We start from the raw sequence: 19,505 nt of genomic DNA, 5'->3' as shown, positions 1-19,505 counted from the left end.
GGGTCCCGGCCCGTGGCCGCCGTTGCCGCGACGGTCACGGGCCGGGAACCCGGGGCCGTCGTGGCCGGCTGGGGCAAGGAACACGGCGGGGGAGCCGGGCCGGCCACGACGGACGTCTCGTGGTCAGCTGCCCCGGTCGACCGTCCAGCCCGGCCAGGCCGCCGTCGGCTCGTCGAGCGGGAGCACCTTCACCCGCTGCTTGCCGGCGCGCACCGCGCCGACCGAGGCGAGGGCCCGGGCCAGCACCAGGGCGGCGTCCCGGTCGTCGGCGTGCACGACCTGGCGGCGTGGCTCGGGGGAGGTGGTCTCGTCGCGCAGGCGGCCACCGCCGGCCCAGGCGGCGGCGATGTCCACGTCGGCTGCCGCGCGGACGTCGGTGCGTACGATCAGGAACCGCATGTCGGTCTCCGGATGTGCCGCGACGATCGAGGAACGGGGTGGAAGTTCCACGTCATTCACGGGCCATGTTACGCCGCGTAGCTGTCCCAGCAAGTGAAACGCGACCATCGGCCGGGCGGCTCGTCCGATCAGGCGAGGCCGGTGGGTCCGATCCGGACACGCGACGGGGCCGCCGGCACGATGCCGGCGGCCCCGAGGCGTACGACGATCAGGCCCGGTCGAACTGGCCGTCCTTCGTCCCGGCCAGGAAGCCCAGCCACCCGGCCCGGTCGAACAGCAGCACCGGGCCGCCGCGGTCCTTGCTGTCCCGCAGGGCGACGGCGGCCGGGCCGGTCGGCAGCGGCGCCACCTCGACGCAGTTGGAGGTCTGGCTTCGCGTGCTCTTGCGCCATGGCACGTCGGCCAGCTCGGGAAGGACGGACGGCGTGTTGCGGATCTCGTGCATGGTCTCACTCCTGTGGGTGAACCGACCGATGGAACGAGTGGTGCCGCACGACCCGACGGCGGGGTGCCGGCTCGTTCACCGTTCCGTCAGGCGCCCGTGGTGCCGGCGGCGTTGGGTCGGCGCCGTTGCCGGCCCGTACGCCACTGTGGACGGGGCCGCCGCGTCGGGCAGCCGCCCCGTGGCCTGGATCAGCCAGGAGAGAGTGTCCGATGCGGAGAGCGCCGCCGTGCACAACCACTCGAACACTACTTTATAGCGATTTAGGGCTTTTACCTCCGTCGACATGACGTTGAGAAAACCGCCCTCGATCGCTACGGTCTCCGGGTCCTGAGGGTCGGCGAAGCGGTAGAGGGAGAACGCGGTCGGCGGCAGGTACCAGTCACCGACCGGGGTGTCCCCGGGCAGCACGTGGAGCACGACGTTCGGCAGCATGGCCAGCTCGCACAGCTGCATCAACTGCTCCCGGAGGACGTCCGGCGGGCCGGCCCGGCCGCCGAGCGCGGCCTCCTCGAGCACGGCGGTGTAGCGGGGCGCGTCCGGCGCGCGGGTGAGCAGCGACTGGCGGGCCAGCCGGGCGCCCACCTCGGTCTCGATGTCCTCGGCGACCTCCGGCTCCCCGGCCGCCTCGTCGACCTCACGCGCCGAGGCGATCCGGATCCGGGCGTACCCCGGGGTCTGGAGCAGCCCCGGCACCAGGACCGGGTTGTACTCGGAGATCTCGACGCAGCCCGCCTCCAGCTCGGCGAAGCTGCGCTGCTGCTGGGTCATCACCGGGTAGTTCCTCAGCCACCCCCGCATGTCGCCGGCCTCCCCGGTGATGGCCAGCAGCTCCTCGCGCAACGCCCCGTCGGCCCGGTAGAGGTCGAGCAGGTCACGGACGTCCTGCGGGTCCGGCCGGCTGCGACCGTTCTCCAGCCGGGAGAGTTTGGACGCGGAGGCCCACCCGACCCGCTCGATGACCTGGTCCCCGGTGAGACCGGCGGCCTCGCGCAGCCGGCGCAGCTCGATGCCCAGCCTGCGCCGTCGCAGGATGGGACTGGGTGAGGCTGGAGGCACGATGTCCTCTTTCCCGTAGACCGCCGCGGACGCGACGGTAACTGTATGAAATTCGCCCCCCACCGTCAGTATGGACGGCGTGACCGGCGCCGGAGGTTCCGGCCAATGGCGTGTCTCGTCGGAAACCGGGCACGCCGCGCACCACCTCGACGGAGGACACATGCGCACCGTCCTGCGCCGCCCGGACTTCCGGCTGCTCTTCGCCGGCCTGCTGGCCAGCATGGCGGCCGAGTCGATCCTGCTGCTCGCACTCGCCGTCTGGGTGAAGGAGCTGACCGGGTCGGACGGGCGGGCCGGTGCCACCATCTTCGCGATCATCGCGCCGATGACGCTGGCACCGCTGGTCGGCTGGTTCGTCGACCGGGTGCCCCGCCGGCCCTTCTTCGTCGGCGCGAACCTCGTCACCGCGGTCCTGCTCACCCCGCTGTTCGTCGTCCGGGACGGCGCCGACGTGTGGATCATCTACCTGGTCGCGGCGCTGTACGGGCTGTCGTACGTCACGCTCAGCGCCCTGCTCAGCGGACTGATCCGGCAACTGGTGCCGGCCGAGCTGCTCGCCGACGCGAACGGCGTCCTCCAGACCGTGCGCCAGGGACTGCGCCTCGTCGGCCCACTGGCCGGCGCCGGTCTCTACGCCGCCGCCGGGGGCTGGCTGCTGACCGGCGTCGCGATGGCGGGTTTCCTGACCGCCGGGGCGGTGGTGGGCGTGCTCCGGGTCACCGAGACGCCCCGGGACGCGCGCGGGGCGCGCTGGCCGGCCGGGCTGGGCGCCGGGATCCGGCACCTGGCCGGCGAGCCGGCGCTGCGCCGCGCGCTGCTCGGCTACGGCCTGGGCTCGCTGGTGATGGGCTTCAGTGAGTCGCTGATCTTCGCGTACGTCGACCAGGGGCTGCGCCGCGACGCCGCGTTCGTCGGCGTGCTGGTGACCGTGCAGGGGATCGGGGGACTGGTCGGCGGGCTCCTGTCGCCCGGCGTGGTCCGACGGGTGGGCGAGGTGGGCGCGCTGGCCGCCGGGGTGGCGCTGTTCGGGCCGGCCGCGCTGGCGCTGGCGTACCCCAGCCTGTGGCTGGGCTTCGGCGCGGTGCTGCTGGCCGGGGTGTCGCTGCCGCTGACCATGGTGGGGCTGCACACGCTGATCCAGCGGCGTACGCCGCCCGGGCTCATCGGCCGCGTCGCCGCCGCCTCCGAGGCGGTGGTCAGCGGCCCGCAGGCGTTCTCGATCGGCGCCGGCGCGCTGCTCGTCGGCGTCCTCGACTACCGCCTGCTCTTCGCGACGGTCGGCCTGGCGACCCTGGTGGCCGGCGCCTACCTCTGGCGGGGTCGGGCGCTGACCCCACCACCGGCCCACGCGCACCCGCCGGTCCCGCTCCCGCGCCGTCGGGTCGAGAAGGAGGTGGTGGGCGCGGCACGTCGACGCCGCACGTCCTGATCGTTCGCCGGCGACCTGCGCGCCGGCCGGGACGGCTGGCCCCGGACGCGACGAGCGGCCGACCCCCGCCGGGGTCGGCCGCTCGGGTGTTGATCCACGGTCAGGCGGCCAGCTTGGCCAGGTGCTCCTTGACCTGCTTGACCGACGGGTTGGTGAGCGCGCTGCCGTCGGCGAAGCGCAGCGTCGGCACCGTCTGGTTGCCCCCGTTGACGCTCATCACGAACTCGGCGGCCTTCGGGTCCTGCTCGATGTCGACCACCTCGTACCCGATGCCCTCCCGGTCCAGCTGCGACTTCAGGCGGTGGCAGTAGCCGCACCAGGAAGTGGAATACATCGTCAGCATCGTCGGGTCCTCCAAGGTCGCAGTCGTGAATCAAGCTGAGGCTAACCAGAGCAACGTCCGGCGGAGCTGAGACAATTCCTCGCTGTGGTGGTTCACTCAACGTCCGAGCGCGTGCTCGCCGGGCTCGATCCGGAGCAGCGGTCGGCGGTGACCGCCCCGGCCGGCCCGGTCTGCATCCTGGCCGGCGCCGGCACCGGGAAGACGCGGGCGGTCACCTCGCGGATCGCCCACCGGGCGTTGACCGGCGAGATCTCGCCACGGCACGTGCTCGCCGTCACCTTCACCGCCCGCGCCGCCGCCGAGATGCGCAGCCGGCTCACCGCGCTCGGGGTGCCCGGCGTGCAGGCGCGGACGTTCCACGCGGCGGCCCTGCGCCAGGTGCGGTACTTCGCGCCCCGGCTCCTCGACGGTCGGGCGATGCCCGAACTGCTGGACAGCAAGGTCCGGCTGGTCACCCTCGCCGCCGGGAAGGTGGGGCTGCGGGCCGACCGGGCGGGCGCCCGGGACCTCGCCGGTGAGATCGAGTGGGCCAAGTCGTCCCTGGTCGAGCCCGGGGAGTACGTGGTGGCGGCGGCCAAGGCGCTGCGCGACACCCCGTACGAGCCGGCGAAGGTCGCCGACGTCTTCGCCGCGTACGAGAAGCTCAAGCGGTCGGGCGGTGTGATCGACTTCGAGGACATGCTGCGCGCCGCGGTGTGGGGCATCGAGGAGCACCCGGACGTGGCCGAGCAGGTCCGCGCCCAGTACCGGCACTTCGTCGTCGACGAGTACCAGGACGTCAACCCCCTCCAGCAGCGGCTGCTGGAGGCGTGGCTGGGCGGGCGCGACGACCTGACCGTGGTCGGCGACGCCAGCCAGACCATCTACTCGTTCACCGGCGCCACCTCGGCGTACCTCGTCGACTTCCCGCGTCGCCACCGGGGCGCGACGGTGGTCCGGCTGGTCCGCGACTACCGCTCCACCCCCCAGGTCGTCGGCCTCGCCAACGCGGTGATCTCGCAGGCCCGGGGCACCGAGGCCCGGCTGCGCCTGGAGCTGGTCGGCCAGCGACCGGCCGGCCCGGAGCCGGATCTGCGGATCTTCACCGACGAGCCGGCCGAGGCCGCCGCCGTCGCCGCCCGCTGCCGCGCGCTGGTCGACGCCGGCACACCGGCCCGCGAGATCGCCGTGCTGTTCCGCACCAACGCGCAGTCCGAGGCGTACGAGAAGGCGCTGACCGAGGCCGAGGTGCCGTACCAGGTTCAGGGGGCGGAGCGGTTCTTCGAGCGCGCCGAGGTGCGGCAGGCGATGGTCGCGCTGCGGGCCGCCACCCGCTCGATCCCGGGGGAGACCCCGCTGCCGGTCGCCGTGGTCGAGGCGCTCGGCGCGGTGGGCTGGGCACCCGACAGCCCGCCGGCCGGTGGCGCGGCCCGCGAGCGGTGGGAGGCGCTCGCCGCGCTTGTCCAGCTCGCCGAGGAGTACGCGGCCACCCCGCCGGTCCTGCCGATCGGGCCGGCCGCCTCGGTGGAGCGCCCGGTCACGCTGGCCGACTTCACCGACGAGCTGGCCCGGCGCGCGGCCGCCCAGCACGCGCCCACCGTCGAGGGCGTGACCCTCGCGTCCCTGCACTCGGCGAAGGGCCTGGAGTGGGACGCGGTGTTCCTGGTCGGGCTCTCCGAAGGCACCCTCCCCACCACGTACGCGAAGACTCCCGAGCAGGTGGAGGAGGAGCGCCGGCTGCTGTACGTGGGCATCACCCGGGCCCGCGAGTGGCTCTGGCTCTCGTACGCCTCGGCCCGCTCGCCGGGCGGGCGGGCTAGGCGGCCCTGCCGGTTCCTGCCCCAGTTGGACCGGTCGGGCGGGACCGAGCGGGCCGGGGCGGGCGGGGTCCGGCGTACCGCCGAGCGGCGGCGTACCCAGATCGTCTCCTGCCGGATCTGCGGCGCGACACTGCTCGCCGGTCCGGACCGCAAGGTGGGCCGCTGCGCCACCTGCCCGTCGGACATCGACGAGGAGCTGCACGAGCGCCTACGCGAGTGGCGACGCCGCGTGGCCGGTGGCCAGCGGGTTCCGGCGTACGTGGTCTTCACCGACGCGACCCTGGTCGCGCTGGCCGAGCGGCGGCCGAGCCGGCCGCAGGACCTGACGGCGATCGCCGGGATCGGGCCGCGCAAGCTGGGGCTCTACGGGGAGGCGGTGCTGGCGCTGGTGGCCGGTGCGGCGGTGGACGAAATCTGCCCGGAGAAAACTTTCGAAATCTCGTCGTAAATTCGTTTGCCCTCGCCCCCGCGGGCGTCATAGCCTCATGGCACACCTCGCGAGCGGCGGCATTCGGGCTGCTCACGGGTGTGGGTCCAGTCGGCACGAGGAACGTCAGAGGAGGTGGCACCAATGGAGATCTTCTACATCAACGAGCGTCCGGCGGCGCTGCCCGCTGCCGTCGCTCCGCTGTCGGCTGTCCAGGTTGCCCACGCCGTTGCGCGACCGTCGGTTCCGCAGGTGCACCAGGCCGAGACTCAGGCCGAGCTGATTCTCGCGCCGGCACCGAACGGTACCCAGGGGACCAGTGGCTTCACGGGCAAGGGTGTCGATGTCGCCAAGCGGCGCATGGACGTCCGCGGTGTTCCACCTCGAGGTAGACCGGTCTGAACCAGACCACCGGCTCACCTCGAGGCCGCGGAACCCGCACACCGGGATCCGCGGCCTCAGTTTTTTGCCCCGCCGAAGTACGTCGGAAGTGCGATCCACGAGATCGAAGTGAGAGAGAGGTGACCGGGCGATGAGTCTGGCGTTGGCCCCGCTCGACATCAACGTCGAGCTGGAGGCGAACCTGCCCTGCCGGAAGTTCGACCCCGACCTGTGGTTCTCCGACTCGCCCACCGAGCTCGAGCTGGCCAAGTCGCTCTGCGGGGACTGCCCGCTGCGCGTCGAGTGCCTGGCCGGTGCGGTGGAGCGGGCCGAGCCCTGGGGCGTCTGGGGTGGCGAGATCTTCGAGCGTGGCGCGGTCGTCCCGCGCAAGCGGCCCCGTGGCCGTCCGCGCAAGGAGGACGTCGCCCGTGACGCCGCGCTCCGGGTCGAGGCCGAGGCGCGCCTGGCGGCCAGTGGGCTGTCCACGCGTGACGCGGTCCGGCTGGCGGCCTGACAACTACCCGATCCGTTCCACCAACCGCCGGTGACCCACCGGCCGCGAGAAAGCTGACGAGAATGCTGAACCTGTTCAACACCACCGAGACGCAACTACTCAACGAAGCGTTGTCCCGGGCTCGAATGCTCCGGCCTCAGGCCGGTCGCACCACCACGAGCACTGAGGCAACCCGTTCCGCCCGTACCGTCGCCATGGCCGCCCGCAGCCGGTCGGCCCGCGAGCTGGGCGTTCTGTAGGTGCGAAGGGCCCCTCCCGAGGGAGGGGCCCTTCTTTCGTACCCGTCACGTCGGGCGCGTCCGGTCGTTCCGGGCGCGCCCGCCCGAGTGTCAGGCGACCGGCGCGAAGCCGGGCAACCACCGCTCCAGGATGCCCCGGTACGGCGCCTTCGCCTCCAACTGGCAGAGCACCCCGATCGAGCCGAGCGTCACCCGGTGGATCAGCAGGTACGACGGGGGCAGGTTGAGCTGCCGGCCGAGCTGGTGCGCGGGGGAGCGGGGGTTGGCCAGCCGGGCCGCCTCGCCGCGCAGCCAGGCCCGGGTGAACCGGAACTCCTCGGCGGCGATCGGCGCCAGCATCGGATGGAGAAAGTCGAGCACCGCCTCGGCGTCGATCGGCTCGGAGGAGCTGACGAACCCCTCCTCCCGCAGGCCCGCGACCACCTCTTCCGCGTCGCCACGCAGCGCCAGCGCGGCGATCCGGCCGATCGGTTCCGGCGTGCCCTCGGGCATCCGGGCCACCGCCCCGAAGTCGATCACACCGAGCCGCCCGTCGGGCATCAGCCGGAAGTTGCCCGGGTGCGGGTCGGCGTGCAGCAGCCCGGCGCGCTGCGGCGCGGAGAGGTGCAGGGTGGCCATCAGCCGGCCGGCCTCGTCGCGCTGCTCCTCGGTGCCCTCACGGATGATGTCGGCCAGCGGCGTGCCCTCGACCCACTCGGTGACCAGGACCCGGGGCGACGCCGAGACCACCGCCGGGATGTAGATCTCCGGGTCGTCCGCGTACGCGGCGGCGAAGGCGCGCTGCGACTCCGCCTCCAGCTCGTAGTCGAGCTCCTCGGTGATCCGCTCCCGCAGCTCGACCAGGAGCGGCTTGACGTCCAGCCCCGGCTGGATCGCGCGGAACATCGCGCCCAGCCGGGAGAGCTGCTTGAGGTCGGCGAGGAGCGCGTCGCCCGCGCCCGGATATTGGATCTTGACGGCGACCTCGCGGCTGGCCGGCGCGCCCGCCGGCCCGTAGCCCGGGTCCCGCCAGAGCGCGCGGTGCACCTGGCCGATGCTGGCGGCCGCCGCCGGGGTGTCGTTGAACTCGAGGAAACGGTCCCGCCAGTCGGGGCCGAGCTGCTCGGCGAGCACCTTGTGCACGCTCGCCGCCGGCAGCGGCGGCGCGGCCTCCTGAAGCTTCGTCAGCGCCTGTCGGTAGGGGGCGGCGATATCCTCGGGCAGCGCCGCCTCGAAGACCGACAACGCCTGGCCGAACTTCATCGCGCCGCCCTTGAGCTGGCCGAGGACGCTGAAGAGCTGCTCGGCGGTGCGCTGCTGGATCTCCGCGGAGATCACGTCGGAGGCGAGCCCGGTGACGCGCTTACCCATGCCGAGGACGGTCCGGCCGGCGAAGCCGAGCGGCAGAGCGGCGAGCTTGGCGGTCCGGGACACGGCCCGGCGCGGGATGTCGGTCACCCGGTCATTGTTACCGACTCGACGGGCCCGCGGCTGCCGTGCGGCCGGGCTGGGCCGTTCCGCGGGACCCGACCGTCGTGGCGGCGTCGGCGGCGGCGCGCTCCGGCCGCGCGGGGTGCGGTCGCCGGGAGCAGGCGCAGGACGGATGGGGAGCCCAGAGCCGGCGGCGCAACCGACCCGCGCCGGTCACCTCGACGGCGCAGCCGAGCGTCTCCGGCGTGCTCCCGTCGAGGTGGGCCAGCGCCTCCGCGGTCGCGTACGCCGTCGCGGCCAGCAGCGTCGGCGTCGCGCACATCGCCTCGGGCGCTCCGGCGGCGAGCTGGGCGGCGAGCGCCGGCCAGTCGGCATCGCGGTCGGTGCGGTGCAGGTCGAGGCAGTTGAGGCAGGGCCCGACGGGCGGCCGGACCAGGGGGCCGACCACCGGTACCCCCTCGCGGAGGTCGACCAGCAGGTGTACCTGGCGGCGCTGGGCGTGGGCGGCGGCGACCAGGGCGGCCGGCCGGTCCGTACCGAGCTGGACCACGAGGTCGGCCCGGCCGGGGCGGAGCGGACCGGTGGCGGTGCCGGGGGCGGTGCGGGCGAGCGCGTCGCGGACCGCGTCGCCGAGCGGGCGGCCGAGATCGGCGGCCGGGATCCCGGTGCCGACCAGGTCGGCCGGACCGACCGGCCCGGTCAGCTGGGGCCGGACGTGGCCGATCCCGGCCTGGGCCAGGGCGAGCGCCATGGGAGCGCCGAGGGGGCCGGCGCCCGCGAGCACCACGCGCGCGGCCAGCCGGCGGCGCAGCACCTGGGCCGGCGTGCCCGGTAGTCGCGCGGCGGCCAGGGCGAGAGCCCCGGCCTCGGTGGCCAGCCGGGCCCGTGGCGGGCCGGCCAGGTCGCGCGGCACCAGCGTGTGCGCGGCGACGACCAGACCGGCGCCGCGCAGCGTGTCGAGCAGCGTGCGGGCCTCGTCCCGGCCGACGTCGATCGTGGCCGCGTGCTCCAGGACGTGCCGCTCGCTGCGGGTGCCGTCCAGCAGGTCGAGCAGCCGCGCCGCCCGAGGGTTGGCGATCTCCAGCAGGACGGCCCGGCCGGGGTCGACACCCAGTTGCAGGGTGTGCCGGTCACGCCAGAGGCGGGTGAGGCCGGGCAGGAGGGTGGGTCGGGGCAGCGCGGCACGGGTCATGACCACGAATCGTGACCGAGTCCCTGCTGTCCGTCGATCGTTGTCCACAGGTGCGCATCGCCCTGTCCAGGGTTGTCCACAGGGAGCGGCGGGTTATCCACAGGAGCCGTGTGTGCCTGTCCGGCAACTGACAGTTGCCGGATACGGCGGAAGGGGTGGCCGTGGCCACCCCTTCCACGCGACCCGGACGGGTCAGACCTTCGCCTTGCCCAGGATGCGGTTCACTGTTGTGCCGCACACCGGACACTTGCCCTTGGCCATGTTCATTCCGGTCTTGGAGACCTCGATGTGCCCCTCGAAGTCCCGCTTCTCCTTGCACTTGACGCAGTAACCGTTGTAGGTCTGGGCCTGGTCGGCCACGGTGCCCTCCTCGTCTCGTCCGCCGGCGAACCCTCATCCGGCGGTGTTCCCGGCGGCGGGCCACGGGATGGCTCCGGCGCTGGGCCTTTCGTCGCGGCCACTGTCGTGACCGCTGGTCCGCGGACCCTACCCAGGTGTGGGCAGTTCCATGTCAGCTCTGCATCGACTCTGTGAGCAAGTTGACGTCGAGAGTGTGCATGGCGAATTAGGTCGGATAAGTGAGTTTGGCGGGGACACGCCGACCGGATGCCCGTAAAACGTCCATCAGGACACCCCCGCGTGGCGTACGCCTGGATGATCACTTACGGTGAAAGGACGCGGTCGACGGACGCCTCGGCCCGCTACGGACCGTGGCTGGGGACTCTCTGTCACAGAAATTTTCGGGACTCCTGGCGACCAATCCCCACTTTCCGGGCGCGTGTCGTCGTGTTGACTCTTGCGGACCCCTGGTCACCACGCAGTAGCTTTCCCTCGTGACAGGAATCCGAGGCTGCGCGGCCCGCTGATGGCAGGGGCGCGAAAGCCGGTCGTCGAGGTACGGCGCAGCCAGCGCCGGCGACGGACGGTGTCCGCGTACCGCGACGGTGAGCGCGTCGTCGTCCTGATCCCCGACCAGTTCTCCCGGGCCGAGGAGAGCGAGTGGGTCGACCGGATGCTCGCCCGGCTCGCCGCCCGGGAGGGCCGGCTGGCCCGGTCCGACGCCGAGTTGCTCGCCCGCGCCACCCGACTGATCACGCTCTACCTGGCCGACCACGGGCTGGACGCCGTGCCCAGCAGCGTTCGCTGGGTGACCAACCAGAACGGCCGGTGGGGCTCCTGCACCCCGGCGGACCGGACGATCCGCATCTCGCACCGGGTCCAGGACATGCCGGACTGGGTCATCGACTACGTCCTGCTCCACGAGCTGGCCCACCTCATCGTGCCGAGTCACAACGCCCGGTTCTGGGAGCTGGTCGGCCGGTACCCGAAGACCGAGCGCGCCCGCGGCTACCTGGAGGGTGTCGCCGCGGTCTCCGGCTCCTGACCGCCACGCCATGACGGCGGCACGGCGGTGTCCGGGTCCGGTGATCGAGCGATGCCAGCGACATGGAGTCGATCTCGAACGAGACCGGGCGTAGGGTCGGTCCGTGGCTCGACGGTTGGTAGTGGCGTTGCTCGGTCCGGTGGCGTGGTCCCCGCCGGGTATCGATCCGATCGAGTGGCGGACCGCGCTCGCCGAGGACGTCGTCGACCTGCTCGCCACGCTCAACGAGGTCGAGACCGCGGTCGCGGTGACCCCGACCGACCGGTGGTTGGCCGACGCCGTGGTCTGGCCCGGCACGCGGGTGTACGAGATACCCGAGCCCACCGTCAACGCCGTGCTCGACGCGTGCGGGCCGGACCGCCCTGCCGGTCCGGGCCTCGCCCGGGACCCGTCGCAACGCGTGCCGGGCGGCGCGCCAGGCCCGGTCAACGGTTCCGAGGCGGGGCCGGGTCCCGAGGCCGGGCCGGGTGGGCGGGCCGCACTGCCCGAGCGGGCGGCGTGGGCCGAGGCCGGTCGTCCAGCCGGTGCCGACCGCGAAGTGCCCTCCGGACGCTACGACCAGGTGGCCGTGATCGCCGGTGACGCCCCGGACCTGCCCGGGCTGGTCATCGGCAAGCTGCTCCGGCCCCTCACCACCAGGCCGGTCGCGGTCGCGCCGGCCGAGGGCGGCGGTCCCGGCCTGCTCGGTGTGGCGGCGCGGTTGCCCGTACCGGAGTGGTTGCCGACGCTGGACCTCGACAGCGCGCGGCCCGCGGCCGTGCGGGCGGCGGCGCCCCGCCCCGGTGACCTCGCGGTGACGCCGGCGTGGCACCGCCTGCGCGGCCCGGGCGACCTGGCCCTGCTGAACCCGGCCCTGGAGGGCTGGGACACCACGCGAGCCCTGCTCTCCGGCACCGGCCGCCTACGCTGACCCGCGCCCGCGCCGCCGTGACGCGGCGCCGGTCGAGATCGACCCGGGTTGCGGGATGTCGGTGGCATCCGGCGGCGGCCGGACACCCCGACCCGCCCGCAACCCGAGACGATCAGACGCTGGCCCGTCAGCGCGCCGGCGGCTCCTCGGGTCCCTCGCCCGGCTCGCCCGGGGCCTTCTCCTCCGGGCCGCCCGGCGCGCTGAAGTCGAAACTCTCCAGCTCCCCGAGATCCGGCTGGGACCGGGCGAACGCCACCGGGTCGGCGAAGTCGTCGTCGGACGGCAGCAGGTCGGGGTGGCCCCACAGGGCGTCCCGGCCGGCGATGCCCCGGTGCTCGGTGAGGGCCGCCCACAGCGCCGCCGCCTCCCGCAGCCGGCGCGGGCGCAGCTCCAGGCCGACCAGGGCGGCGAAGGTCTGCTCGGCCGGCCCGCCCGCGGCCCGGCGCCGCCGGAGCGCCTCGCCGAGCCGGACGACGTTGGGCAGCCGGCCCCCGGCCGCGCTGTCCACCACGTGGCACACCCAACCCTCGACCAGGGCCAGCGCGGTCTCCAACCGGGCCAGCGACGCCTTCTGCGCCGGGCTGTCCTCCGGCGTGAAGATGCCCTCCAGGGCGATCGCCTGCATCGACTCCGGGTCGGTCGGGTCGACCCGGCCCATCGCCTCCTCGATCGCCTCCCGGTTGACCCGGATGCCCGAGGCGTACATCTCCACGGCGCTGAGGACGTGCCCGCGCAGCCACGGCACGTGCTCGAAGAGCCGCTGGTGGGCGGCCTCGCGCAGCGCCACGTAGAGGCGGACCTCGTCCTCCGGCAGCTCCAGGCCGGCGCCGTACTCCCGGATGTTGGCCGGGATCAGCGCGGCCGTGCCGGCCGGGCCGAGCGGCAGCCCGATGTCACCGGCGGAGAGCACCTCCGCGGCGAGCGAGCCGAGGGCCTGGCCGAGCTGGCCGCCGAAGAGCGCGCCACCGAGGGTGGCCACCATCGACTGCATCGGGCCGAGCTGGGCGCGCGCCTCCGGCGGCACCAGGTCGCCCATCGCGCCGACCATCCGGCTGGCCACCGGGTCGCACAGCTTGCGCCAGACGTCGAGCGTCTTGTAGATCCATTCGTTCCGGTTCCACGCGACGGAGGTGTGGATGCCCGAGGGCAGCGCCGACGCCGGCTCCAGCCACAGGTCGGCCAGGCGGAGTGCCTCCTCGACCGCGTTGCGCTCGTACGGCGAGACCGCCGGGTCACCCGACGCGGCGAGCTGGCTCGCGGCCACCTGGCGGGCCAGGTCCCAGTTCACCGGGCCGCTGCCGGGCGCCGACAGCAGGTGCTGCAACTGCGACATGAACTGCTGCATCTGCGCAGGGTCGTTGGGGTCTGGCGGTTGCCCACCCGGAAGCGCGAAACCGAACGGAATATCAGGCACGAGGTCTACGGTACGCGCGCCGCGCCCCAGGTCGCGCCTGCTGGCGTTGCGCTCAGGGCGAAGTCCCGGCTCGTCCGCCGGCGCCGACCGGCCCGCTCGGTACGCTCTGCCGCATGAGACGTCGCGGCGTGACCGTCCTGCTCGGTGCCCTGCTCACCACTCTGCTCAGCATCGGCGTGCTCGCGGCGCCCATCCCGTACGTGGTGCTCGGCCCGGGTCCGACCGTCAACACGCTGGGCGCCGAGGACGGTAAGGAGGTCATCCAGATCACCGGCCGGGAGACCTCCACCTCGGCGGGGCAGTTGCGGCTGACCACGGTGGGGGTGCAGCCCTCGGTCAAGCTGCGTTCGGCCATCCAGGGCTGGTTCTCCGACGACGAGGCGGTGGTGCCCCGCGAGCTGGTGTACCCGCCGGGGGAGAGCCAGGAGGAGGTCGAGGAGCGCAACGCGGAGGACTTCAAGGTCTCCCAGACCAGTGCGGAGACGGCGGCGCTGCGCGAGCTGGGGTACCCGGTGCAGGTGGTGGTCAAGACGGTCGCCGCCGACGGTCCGTCGAACGGCGTCCTCAAGCCCGGCGACGTGGTGACCTCGGTCGACGGGCAGCCCGTCACGGTGGCGGCCCGGCTCACCGAGCTGATCCGCGCCAAGCCGGCGGGGACCGCCCTGGCGATCGGCTACACCCGGAACGGCGCCGCCGCGACCGCCCGGATCACCAGCCGTGAGCAGGACGGCCGGCCCCGCATCGGGATCGAGATCGACCAGCAGCAGCCGCACCCGTTCACGCTGACGATCGACCTGGAGGACATCGGCGGCCCGAGCGCCGGCCTCATGTTCGCCCTCGGCATCGTGGACAAGCTGACCCCGCAGGACCTGACCGGCGGCCGGATCATCGCCGGCACCGGCACGATCGACGACGAGGGCCGGGTCGGCCCGATCGGCGGTATCGCTCAGAAGCTGGTCGGGGCGAAGGACGCGGGCGCCACCGCGTTCCTGGTCCCGGCCGACAACTGCGCCGAGGCCGTCCGCAACCCGCAGCCCGACCTGCCGCTGCTGAGGGTCGCCACGCTGGACGACGCGCTGATGGCGTTGGAGGCGCTGCGCTCCGGCGGCCAACCCGCCCGCTGCTAGGGGCGGCACGCTCGCTGCCAGGGGGTGCCGGCCGGCACGCTCGCTGCCAGGGGGTGCCGGCCGGCACGCTCGCGACCCACCCCTTGACCGCTTCCGATCGTCGCCGGCACCCGGGCCGACCCCCATCTAGCCAGGTCACGGCGACGGGCCCGCCCCGCCACGGCCGACCCGGCGCGACCGTGGACCGACACGTTCAGGAAGACCCCGTACTCTGGTTGCCTGGTCGGAGCCGATCACATCGAGCGTGCGGAGCCAACAGTGGTCATGCGTAGCAGCGCCCCCCTACCGAGGATGAGCCGACGCGGTCGCGTCACGATCGGTGTCCTGGTCGGGGTGTTCGTGCTCTTCACCCTGCTCGGCTGGGGTGTGCAGGCGTGGACCGACTGGCTGTGGTTCGACGAGGTCGACTACAAGGAGGTCTTCACCGGGGTGCTCGCCACCCGGCTGCTGCTCTTCCTCGCGGTCGGGCTCGGCATGGCGGTCGTCGTGGGCGGCAACCTCTGGCTGGCCCACCGGCTGCGGCCCCGGATGCGGCCGCAGTCCCCCGAGCAGGCCACCCTGGAGCGCTACCGGATGCTGCTGAGCCCGCGGCTCGGCACCTGGATCGCGCTGGTCGCCGCCGTGGTCGGCCTCTTCGCCGGGTTGTCGGCGCAGAGCCGGTGGAACCAGTGGCTGCTCTTCCGCAACGGCGGCGACTTCGGTGTCAAGGACCCGGAGTTCGGGGTCGACGTCGGCTTCTACGTCTTCGACCTGCCGTTCTGGCGCTACCTGCTGGGGGTCGCCTTCACCGCCGTGGTGCTGGCGCTGATCGGGGCGCTCGCCGTTCACTACATCTTCGGCGGCGTCCGGCTCCAGGGCGTCGGGGACCGGATGAGCAACGCCGCGCGCGCCCACCTGAGCACGCTGGTCGCGGTCTTCGTGCTGCTCAAGGCCATCGCGTACGTGCTCGACCGGCGGGCGATGCTGCTGGAGTACAACGACGGCGCCAACGTGTACGGCGCCGGGTACGCCGACGTCAACGCGCTGCTCCCGGCGAAGGAGATCCTCGCCTACATCTCGGTCGTGGTGGCGATCGCGATCATCGTCTTCTCGAACGCCTGGATGCGGAACCTGGTCTGGCCGGGCATCTCGCTGGCCCTGCTGGGCGTCTCCGCGGTCGCGATCGGCGGCATCTACCCGTGGGCGGTGCAGACGTTCGAGGTGAAGCCGAGCGCCCGGGACAAGGAGGCGCCGTACATCCAGCGCAGCATCGACGCGACCCGGGCGGCGTTCGGCCTCACCGGGGCCGAGACCACACCGTACGCGGCGAGCAACCTGACGCCCCCGGCGACGCTGGCCACGGACACGGCGGTCGTGCCCAACGCCCGCCTGCTGGACCCGCAGCTGGTCAGCGAGACGTACACGCAGCTCCAGCAGGTCCGCGGCTTCTACGACTTCGGTCCCAAGCTCGACATCGACCGCTACGCCGTCAGCGGCAAGACCCAGGACTACGTGGTCGGTGTCCGTGAGATCAACTACAGCGAGCTGACCGCGCAGCAGAGCAACTGGATCAACCGCCACACCGTCTACACCCACGGGTACGGCGTGGTGGCCGCCCCGGCCAACCAGGTCGTCTGCGGCGGCCAGCCGTTCTTCGTCAGCGGCTTCCTCGGCGAAAAGTCGCAGGAGGCGTGCTCCTCGCAGACCGAGCAGATCCCGTCCAGCCAGCCGCGCATCTACTACGGCGAGCGGATGGAGGACGGCGACTACGCCATCGTCGGCAAGGCCGACCCCGACGCGAACCCCGCCGAGTTCGACCGGCCGGTGGGCGAGGGCGGCGACAACGGCCCCGAGTCCTACTACACGTACACCGGCTCCGGCGGTGTCGAGATCGGCTCGTTCACCCGCCGGCTGCTCTACGCGATCAAGGAGCAGGAGTCGAACTTCCTGCTCTCCGAAGCGGTCAACGAGAACTCCAAGCTGCTCTACGTCCGCAACCCCCGCGAGCGGGTGGAGAAGGTCGCCCCGTTCCTCACCGTGGACGGCGACCCGTACCCGGCGGTGGTCGGCGGCCGGGTCCAGTGGATCATCGACGGCTACACCACCGCCGCCACCTACCCGTACGCGGAGCGGGTCAACCTCCAGCAGGAGACGACCGACGAGCTGACCGGCCGCGGCACCTTCCAGCTGGCCCGGGAGAACGTAAACTACATCCGCAACTCGGTGAAGGCCACCGTCGACGCGTACGACGGCACCGTCACGCTGTACGAGTTCGACGAGAGCGACCCGGTGCTCAAGGCCTGGAACAAGGCCTTCGGTGGTGACCTGGTCAAGCCGAAGTCGGAGATCCCGGCCGACCTGACCGCGCACTTCCGGTACCCGGCCGACCTGTTCAAGGTGCAGCGCAACCTGCTCACCCGGTTCCACGTGACCAACCCCGGCGACTTCTACTCCGGCCAGGACTTCTGGCAGGTGCCGAACGTGCCGGACGCGCCGGACAGCGGGCAGAAGCAGCCTCCGTACTACCTCTTCACCCAGTTCCCCGGGCAGGAGTCCCCGCGGTTCCAGCTCACCGCCGCGGTCACCCCGAACGGCCGGCAGAACCTGGCCGCGCTGATCTCCGGGTCGTACGTGGACGGGCAGCCACGGCTGGAGGTGCTGGAGCTGCCGGACCAGACGCGGATCTCCGGTCCGGTGCAGGTGCACCAGCAGATGACCAACAACGCCCAGATCCGGCAGCAGCTGAACCTGCTCTCGTCGAACCAGGCACAGGTCCAGTACGGCAACCTGCTGTCCCTGCCGTTCGGCAACGGCATGCTCTACGTCGAGCCGGTCTACGTGAAGAGCAACCAGCAGGACGCGTATCCGCTGCTCCAGAAGGTGCTCCTGTCGTACGGCGACGGCGGTTCGTACGTGGTGCTCGCCGACAACCTCACCGACGGCATCAAGCAGCTCGTCGAGCAGGGCAAGCGGGCCGGCGCCACGCCCACCCCGCCGCCACCGCCCGGCGAGACCCCGCCGCCCTCACCGAGTCCGGGTGCGACGCCGCCCCCGCTCACCGGTGAGCTGGCCGAGGCCGCGAACCGCGTCCAGACCGCGATCACGGAGGTCCGCGCCGCGCAGGCCTCGGGCGACTTCGAACGGTACGGGCGCGCGCTGAAGGCGCTCGACGAGGCGATCACCGCCTTCCAGCAGGCCCAGGGGACCGCCGCGCCCACGGCGGCCCCCGGCGGCACACCCACGCCGAGCGGCAGCGCCTCCCCGAGGCCCGGCGGCTGACACCGCGACCGACGGCGCCCCCGGAACCCCAGGATTGGGGTCCGGGGGCGCCGTCGTCTTCCCGACAGCCTGGATGCAACCGGCGGGACGGTGGGCCCGTTCTCAGGACAACGACAGCGACGGACCTTGGGGACACGTGATGGCGACATGAGGGACGCGGAGAGTTTCGACGAGTTCTACCGGAGCACCGCGCACCGGATGCTCCGCTACGGCTACGCCGTCACCGGCGACCACAGCGAGGCGCAGGACCTGGTGCAGGAGGCGTACGCCCGGGCCTGGCGGCAGTGGGGCCGGCTCACCACGCACCCGGCACCGGAGGCGTGGCTGCGGCTGGTGGTGGCCCGGCTGGCCACCGACCGCTGGCGGCGGCTGACCGGCTGGCGCGCGGTGGTCCGCCGCACCGGCCCACCGGACCCGGTTCCGCCACCGAACGAGGACACCGTGCTGCTGGTCGGCGCGCTCCGGCAGCTCCCGGCCGCGCAACGGCAGGCGCTCGCCCTGCACTACCTCTACGACATGTCGGTGGAGGACATCGCCCGCGAGACCGACGTGCCCACCGGCACCGTGAAGTCCTGGCTGTCCCGGGGACGTGCCCGGCTGGCGGCCCTCCTGCCCGACCTCACCGACGAACGACTGGAGGCGAACGATGTCGCGTGACCTGTACGACTTCTACCGGTCGCTCGCCGACGAGGCGGACGCCCGAACCCTGCCCGTCCCGGAGACGCTCCGGCGCGCCGCCGACCGGCGCGCCCGGGTCCGGATGACCGGCACCGCCCTCGCGGCGGCGGTCCTGGTGGCCGGTGTGGCGACCGGCACCCGGCTCGCGCTCTCCGCCGAGCCGACCCCGGTGGCGCCGCCCGGCGGCAGTCCGACGGCGCCGTCGCCGACCACGTCCCCGACCCCGTTGACGACCCCCAGCGGTACGCCGCGGACCTCGGCGTCGACCTCGACGTCCCCGGCTCGGCCGGGCCCGACCTCGATCCCGGACAAGGCGTTCTTCCGGCTCGCGGCGGCGAACGACAAGGGGCTCGAGTCGTTCCAGGACACCGAGGCGCTGCCGTCGGTGTGCGGGGCCCGCTTCCCCAGCGACGACACGATCGTGCAACGGCGGACCCGGTCCCTCGCCTACAAGTTCGCCAAGAATCCCGCCGACTACGTCCCGGACGGCAGTTACATCCACACCATCACCATCTACAAGGCGGGTCGCGCCGACGACGCGCTGCGCGAGTTGCGCGAGGCGGTCCAGGCCTGCCCGGAGCAGCAGGGTACGGGTGAGAACCCGGTGACGTACCGGCTGCGGCTGCTCGACGACCGTGGCTACGGCGACGCTTCGGTGCTCTTCGAGATCCGGAGCGACGCCCGTGACCTGGAGGGGAACCCGGTCGAGGGTGAGGAGGTCCGGCTGATCCGCGCGATCCGGATCGACGACGTGGTGACGATCCTGTGGGAGCAGGGCTGGGAGGGCACCTCGGCCGAGCGTACGCAGGTCGACGCCGACAGCCGCCGCGCGGTGGCGGCGATCGAGTCCTGGCTCGGCCAGCGCTGACGACACGTGGGGGATTCCGGCCTCCGGAATCCTCCACGTTTTCGGCGGGGTGGCCGGTCGTTTTGCGGCGGGCCGGGGTGGTGCGATACGGTTGACGGACCGACGCGGGGTGGAGCAGCTCGGTAGCTCGCTGGGCTCATAACCCAGAGGTCGCAGGTTCAAATCCTGTCCCCGCTACTCGTCCGAAGGCCCCGGAGACTCCTCCGGGGCCTTCGTCGTGTCCGGGCGCGTC

Annotated in this window: 17 protein-coding genes, 1 tRNA gene and 1 pseudogene; 11 read left to right on the top strand and 8 right to left on the bottom strand. The window is 73.0% G+C overall.

What is annotated here, in order from left to right; translation table 11 throughout:
- Positions 1-123 precede the first annotated feature (123 nt).
- From HCJ94_RS10015 to HCJ94_RS10005, 3 genes are all read right to left on the bottom strand, one after another.
- Positions 124-399, bottom strand: coding sequence for a hypothetical protein (locus HCJ94_RS10015; protein WP_168000691.1), 276 nt, complete (start codon positions 397-399; stop codon positions 124-126).
- Between the two features lie 208 nt (positions 400-607).
- Positions 608-844 (bottom strand): DUF397 domain-containing protein, encoded by a 237-nt coding sequence (locus tag HCJ94_RS10010; RefSeq protein WP_168000690.1) that lies wholly within the window; start codon positions 842-844, stop codon positions 608-610.
- Positions 845-919: 75 nt separating this feature from the next.
- Positions 920-1,900: a helix-turn-helix domain-containing protein gene (locus tag HCJ94_RS10005; protein WP_168000689.1), complete on the bottom strand. Its 981-nt coding sequence runs from the start codon at positions 1,898-1,900 to the stop codon at positions 920-922.
- Positions 1,901-2,060: 160 nt separating this feature from the next.
- Between HCJ94_RS10005 and HCJ94_RS10000 the strand changes: the two genes are divergently transcribed.
- Entirely contained in the window at positions 2,061-3,329 is a 1,269-nt protein-coding gene (locus HCJ94_RS10000) for an MFS transporter (protein WP_168000688.1), read from the top strand.
- A gap of 100 nt (positions 3,330-3,429) precedes the next feature.
- Here HCJ94_RS10000 and HCJ94_RS09995 read toward each other — a convergent pair whose 3' ends face one another.
- Complete coding sequence (locus HCJ94_RS09995) at positions 3,430-3,672, bottom strand: mycoredoxin (protein WP_168000687.1); 243 nt, start codon at positions 3,670-3,672, stop codon at positions 3,430-3,432.
- Positions 3,673-3,756: 84 nt separating this feature from the next.
- Between HCJ94_RS09995 and HCJ94_RS09990 the strand changes: the two genes are divergently transcribed.
- The 3 genes from HCJ94_RS09990 (at position 3,757) to HCJ94_RS09980 (ending at position 6,793) form a co-directional block, all read left to right on the top strand.
- Positions 3,757-5,919 carry an ATP-dependent DNA helicase UvrD2 gene (locus HCJ94_RS09990; RefSeq protein WP_168000686.1) on the top strand — a complete coding sequence of 721 codons (2,163 nt, stop codon included), beginning with the start codon at positions 3,757-3,759 and terminating at the stop codon, positions 5,917-5,919.
- A gap of 123 nt (positions 5,920-6,042) precedes the next feature.
- Positions 6,043-6,300, top strand: coding sequence for a hypothetical protein (locus HCJ94_RS09985; protein WP_168000685.1), 258 nt, complete (start codon positions 6,043-6,045; stop codon positions 6,298-6,300).
- A 130-nt stretch (positions 6,301-6,430) separates the two neighbouring features.
- The gene (locus HCJ94_RS09980) at positions 6,431-6,793 is read left to right on the top strand and encodes a WhiB family transcriptional regulator (RefSeq protein ID WP_168000684.1); all 363 of its coding nucleotides are present in this window, start codon (positions 6,431-6,433) and stop codon (positions 6,791-6,793) included.
- Between the two features lie 329 nt (positions 6,794-7,122).
- Here HCJ94_RS09980 and HCJ94_RS09975 read toward each other — a convergent pair whose 3' ends face one another.
- The 3 genes and pseudogenes from HCJ94_RS09975 to HCJ94_RS09965 form a co-directional block, all read right to left on the bottom strand.
- Positions 7,123-8,469 (bottom strand): ABC1 kinase family protein, encoded by a 1,347-nt coding sequence (locus HCJ94_RS09975; RefSeq protein ID WP_168000683.1) that lies wholly within the window; start codon positions 8,467-8,469, stop codon positions 7,123-7,125.
- 121 nt (positions 8,470-8,590) lie between these two features.
- Positions 8,591-9,634, bottom strand: a pseudogene (locus HCJ94_RS09970) (hypothetical protein); the annotation flags it as partial.
- A gap of 192 nt (positions 9,635-9,826) precedes the next feature.
- Positions 9,827-9,994 carry a DUF5679 domain-containing protein gene (locus tag HCJ94_RS09965; protein ID WP_007072829.1) on the bottom strand — a complete coding sequence of 56 codons (168 nt, stop codon included), beginning with the start codon at positions 9,992-9,994 and terminating at the stop codon, positions 9,827-9,829.
- A 505-nt stretch (positions 9,995-10,499) separates the two neighbouring features.
- On the opposite strand from HCJ94_RS09965, the gene HCJ94_RS09960 reads away from it, so the two are divergent.
- Together HCJ94_RS09960 and HCJ94_RS09955 are read left to right on the top strand one after the other, a co-directional pair.
- Positions 10,500-11,018 carry a M48 metallopeptidase family protein gene (locus tag HCJ94_RS09960; protein ID WP_168000682.1) on the top strand — a complete coding sequence of 173 codons (519 nt, stop codon included), beginning with the start codon at positions 10,500-10,502 and terminating at the stop codon, positions 11,016-11,018.
- 103 nt (positions 11,019-11,121) lie between these two features.
- Positions 11,122-11,928: a hypothetical protein gene (locus tag HCJ94_RS09955; protein WP_309227210.1), complete on the top strand. Its 807-nt coding sequence runs from the start codon at positions 11,122-11,124 to the stop codon at positions 11,926-11,928.
- A gap of 127 nt (positions 11,929-12,055) precedes the next feature.
- Here the strand turns inward: HCJ94_RS09955 and HCJ94_RS09950 are convergent, their stop codons facing one another.
- A complete protein-coding gene (locus tag HCJ94_RS09950; RefSeq protein WP_168000681.1) occupies positions 12,056-13,273 on the bottom strand; it encodes a zinc-dependent metalloprotease in 1,218 nt (405 codons plus the stop codon).
- A gap of 182 nt (positions 13,274-13,455) precedes the next feature.
- On the opposite strand from HCJ94_RS09950, the gene HCJ94_RS09945 reads away from it, so the two are divergent.
- The 5 genes from HCJ94_RS09945 (at position 13,456) to HCJ94_RS09925 (ending at position 19,450) form a co-directional block, all read left to right on the top strand.
- A complete protein-coding gene (locus HCJ94_RS09945; protein ID WP_168000680.1) occupies positions 13,456-14,469 on the top strand; it encodes a YlbL family protein in 1,014 nt (337 codons plus the stop codon).
- 264 nt (positions 14,470-14,733) lie between these two features.
- A complete protein-coding gene (locus tag HCJ94_RS09940) occupies positions 14,734-17,727 on the top strand; it encodes a UPF0182 family membrane protein (RefSeq protein WP_205800963.1) in 2,994 nt (997 codons plus the stop codon).
- 147 nt (positions 17,728-17,874) lie between these two features.
- Complete coding sequence (locus HCJ94_RS09935) at positions 17,875-18,384, top strand: SigE family RNA polymerase sigma factor (RefSeq protein WP_168000678.1); 510 nt, start codon at positions 17,875-17,877, stop codon at positions 18,382-18,384.
- Positions 18,374-19,273 (top strand): hypothetical protein, encoded by a 900-nt coding sequence (locus tag HCJ94_RS09930; RefSeq protein ID WP_168000677.1) that lies wholly within the window; start codon positions 18,374-18,376, stop codon positions 19,271-19,273. The genes HCJ94_RS09935 and HCJ94_RS09930 overlap by 11 nt, the downstream gene beginning before the upstream one ends.
- A gap of 103 nt (positions 19,274-19,376) precedes the next feature.
- Positions 19,377-19,450 (top strand) — tRNA-Met (locus tag HCJ94_RS09925).
- Positions 19,451-19,505 lie beyond the last annotated feature (55 nt).

This window comes from Micromonospora thermarum (assembly GCF_012034245.1).
GTDB classification, from domain to species: Bacteria; Actinomycetota; Actinomycetes; order Mycobacteriales; family Micromonosporaceae; genus Micromonospora; species Micromonospora thermarum.
The sequence above is the reverse complement of the archived record's forward strand: the minus strand, read 5'-3'. Positions and strand labels throughout refer to the sequence as shown.

Bases quoted from the DNA above. Each gene is read 5' to 3' on its own strand.
- HCJ94_RS10015 (WP_168000691.1), bottom strand. From the start codon at position 399: ATGCGGTTCCTGATCGTACGCACCGACGTCCGCGCGGCAGCCGACGTG.
- HCJ94_RS10010 (WP_168000690.1), bottom strand. From the start codon at position 844: ATGCACGAGATCCGCAACACGCCGTCCGTCCTTCCCGAGCTGGCCGAC.
- HCJ94_RS10000 (WP_168000688.1), top strand. From the start codon at position 2,061: ATGCGCACCGTCCTGCGCCGCCCGGACTTCCGGCTGCTCTTCGCCGGC.
- HCJ94_RS09995 (WP_168000687.1), bottom strand. From the start codon at position 3,672: ATGCTGACGATGTATTCCACTTCCTGGTGCGGCTACTGCCACCGCCTG.
- HCJ94_RS09985 (WP_168000685.1), top strand. From the start codon at position 6,043: ATGGAGATCTTCTACATCAACGAGCGTCCGGCGGCGCTGCCCGCTGCC.
- HCJ94_RS09980 (WP_168000684.1), top strand. From the start codon at position 6,431: ATGAGTCTGGCGTTGGCCCCGCTCGACATCAACGTCGAGCTGGAGGCG.
- HCJ94_RS09960 (WP_168000682.1), top strand. From the start codon at position 10,500: ATGGCAGGGGCGCGAAAGCCGGTCGTCGAGGTACGGCGCAGCCAGCGC.
- HCJ94_RS09950 (WP_168000681.1), bottom strand. From the start codon at position 13,273: ATGCAGCAGTTCATGTCGCAGTTGCAGCACCTGCTGTCGGCGCCCGGC.
- HCJ94_RS09945 (WP_168000680.1), top strand. From the start codon at position 13,456: ATGAGACGTCGCGGCGTGACCGTCCTGCTCGGTGCCCTGCTCACCACT.
- HCJ94_RS09940 (WP_205800963.1), top strand. From the start codon at position 14,734: ATGCGTAGCAGCGCCCCCCTACCGAGGATGAGCCGACGCGGTCGCGTC.
- HCJ94_RS09935 (WP_168000678.1), top strand. From the start codon at position 17,875: ATGAGGGACGCGGAGAGTTTCGACGAGTTCTACCGGAGCACCGCGCAC.
- HCJ94_RS09930 (WP_168000677.1), top strand. From the start codon at position 18,374: ATGTCGCGTGACCTGTACGACTTCTACCGGTCGCTCGCCGACGAGGCG.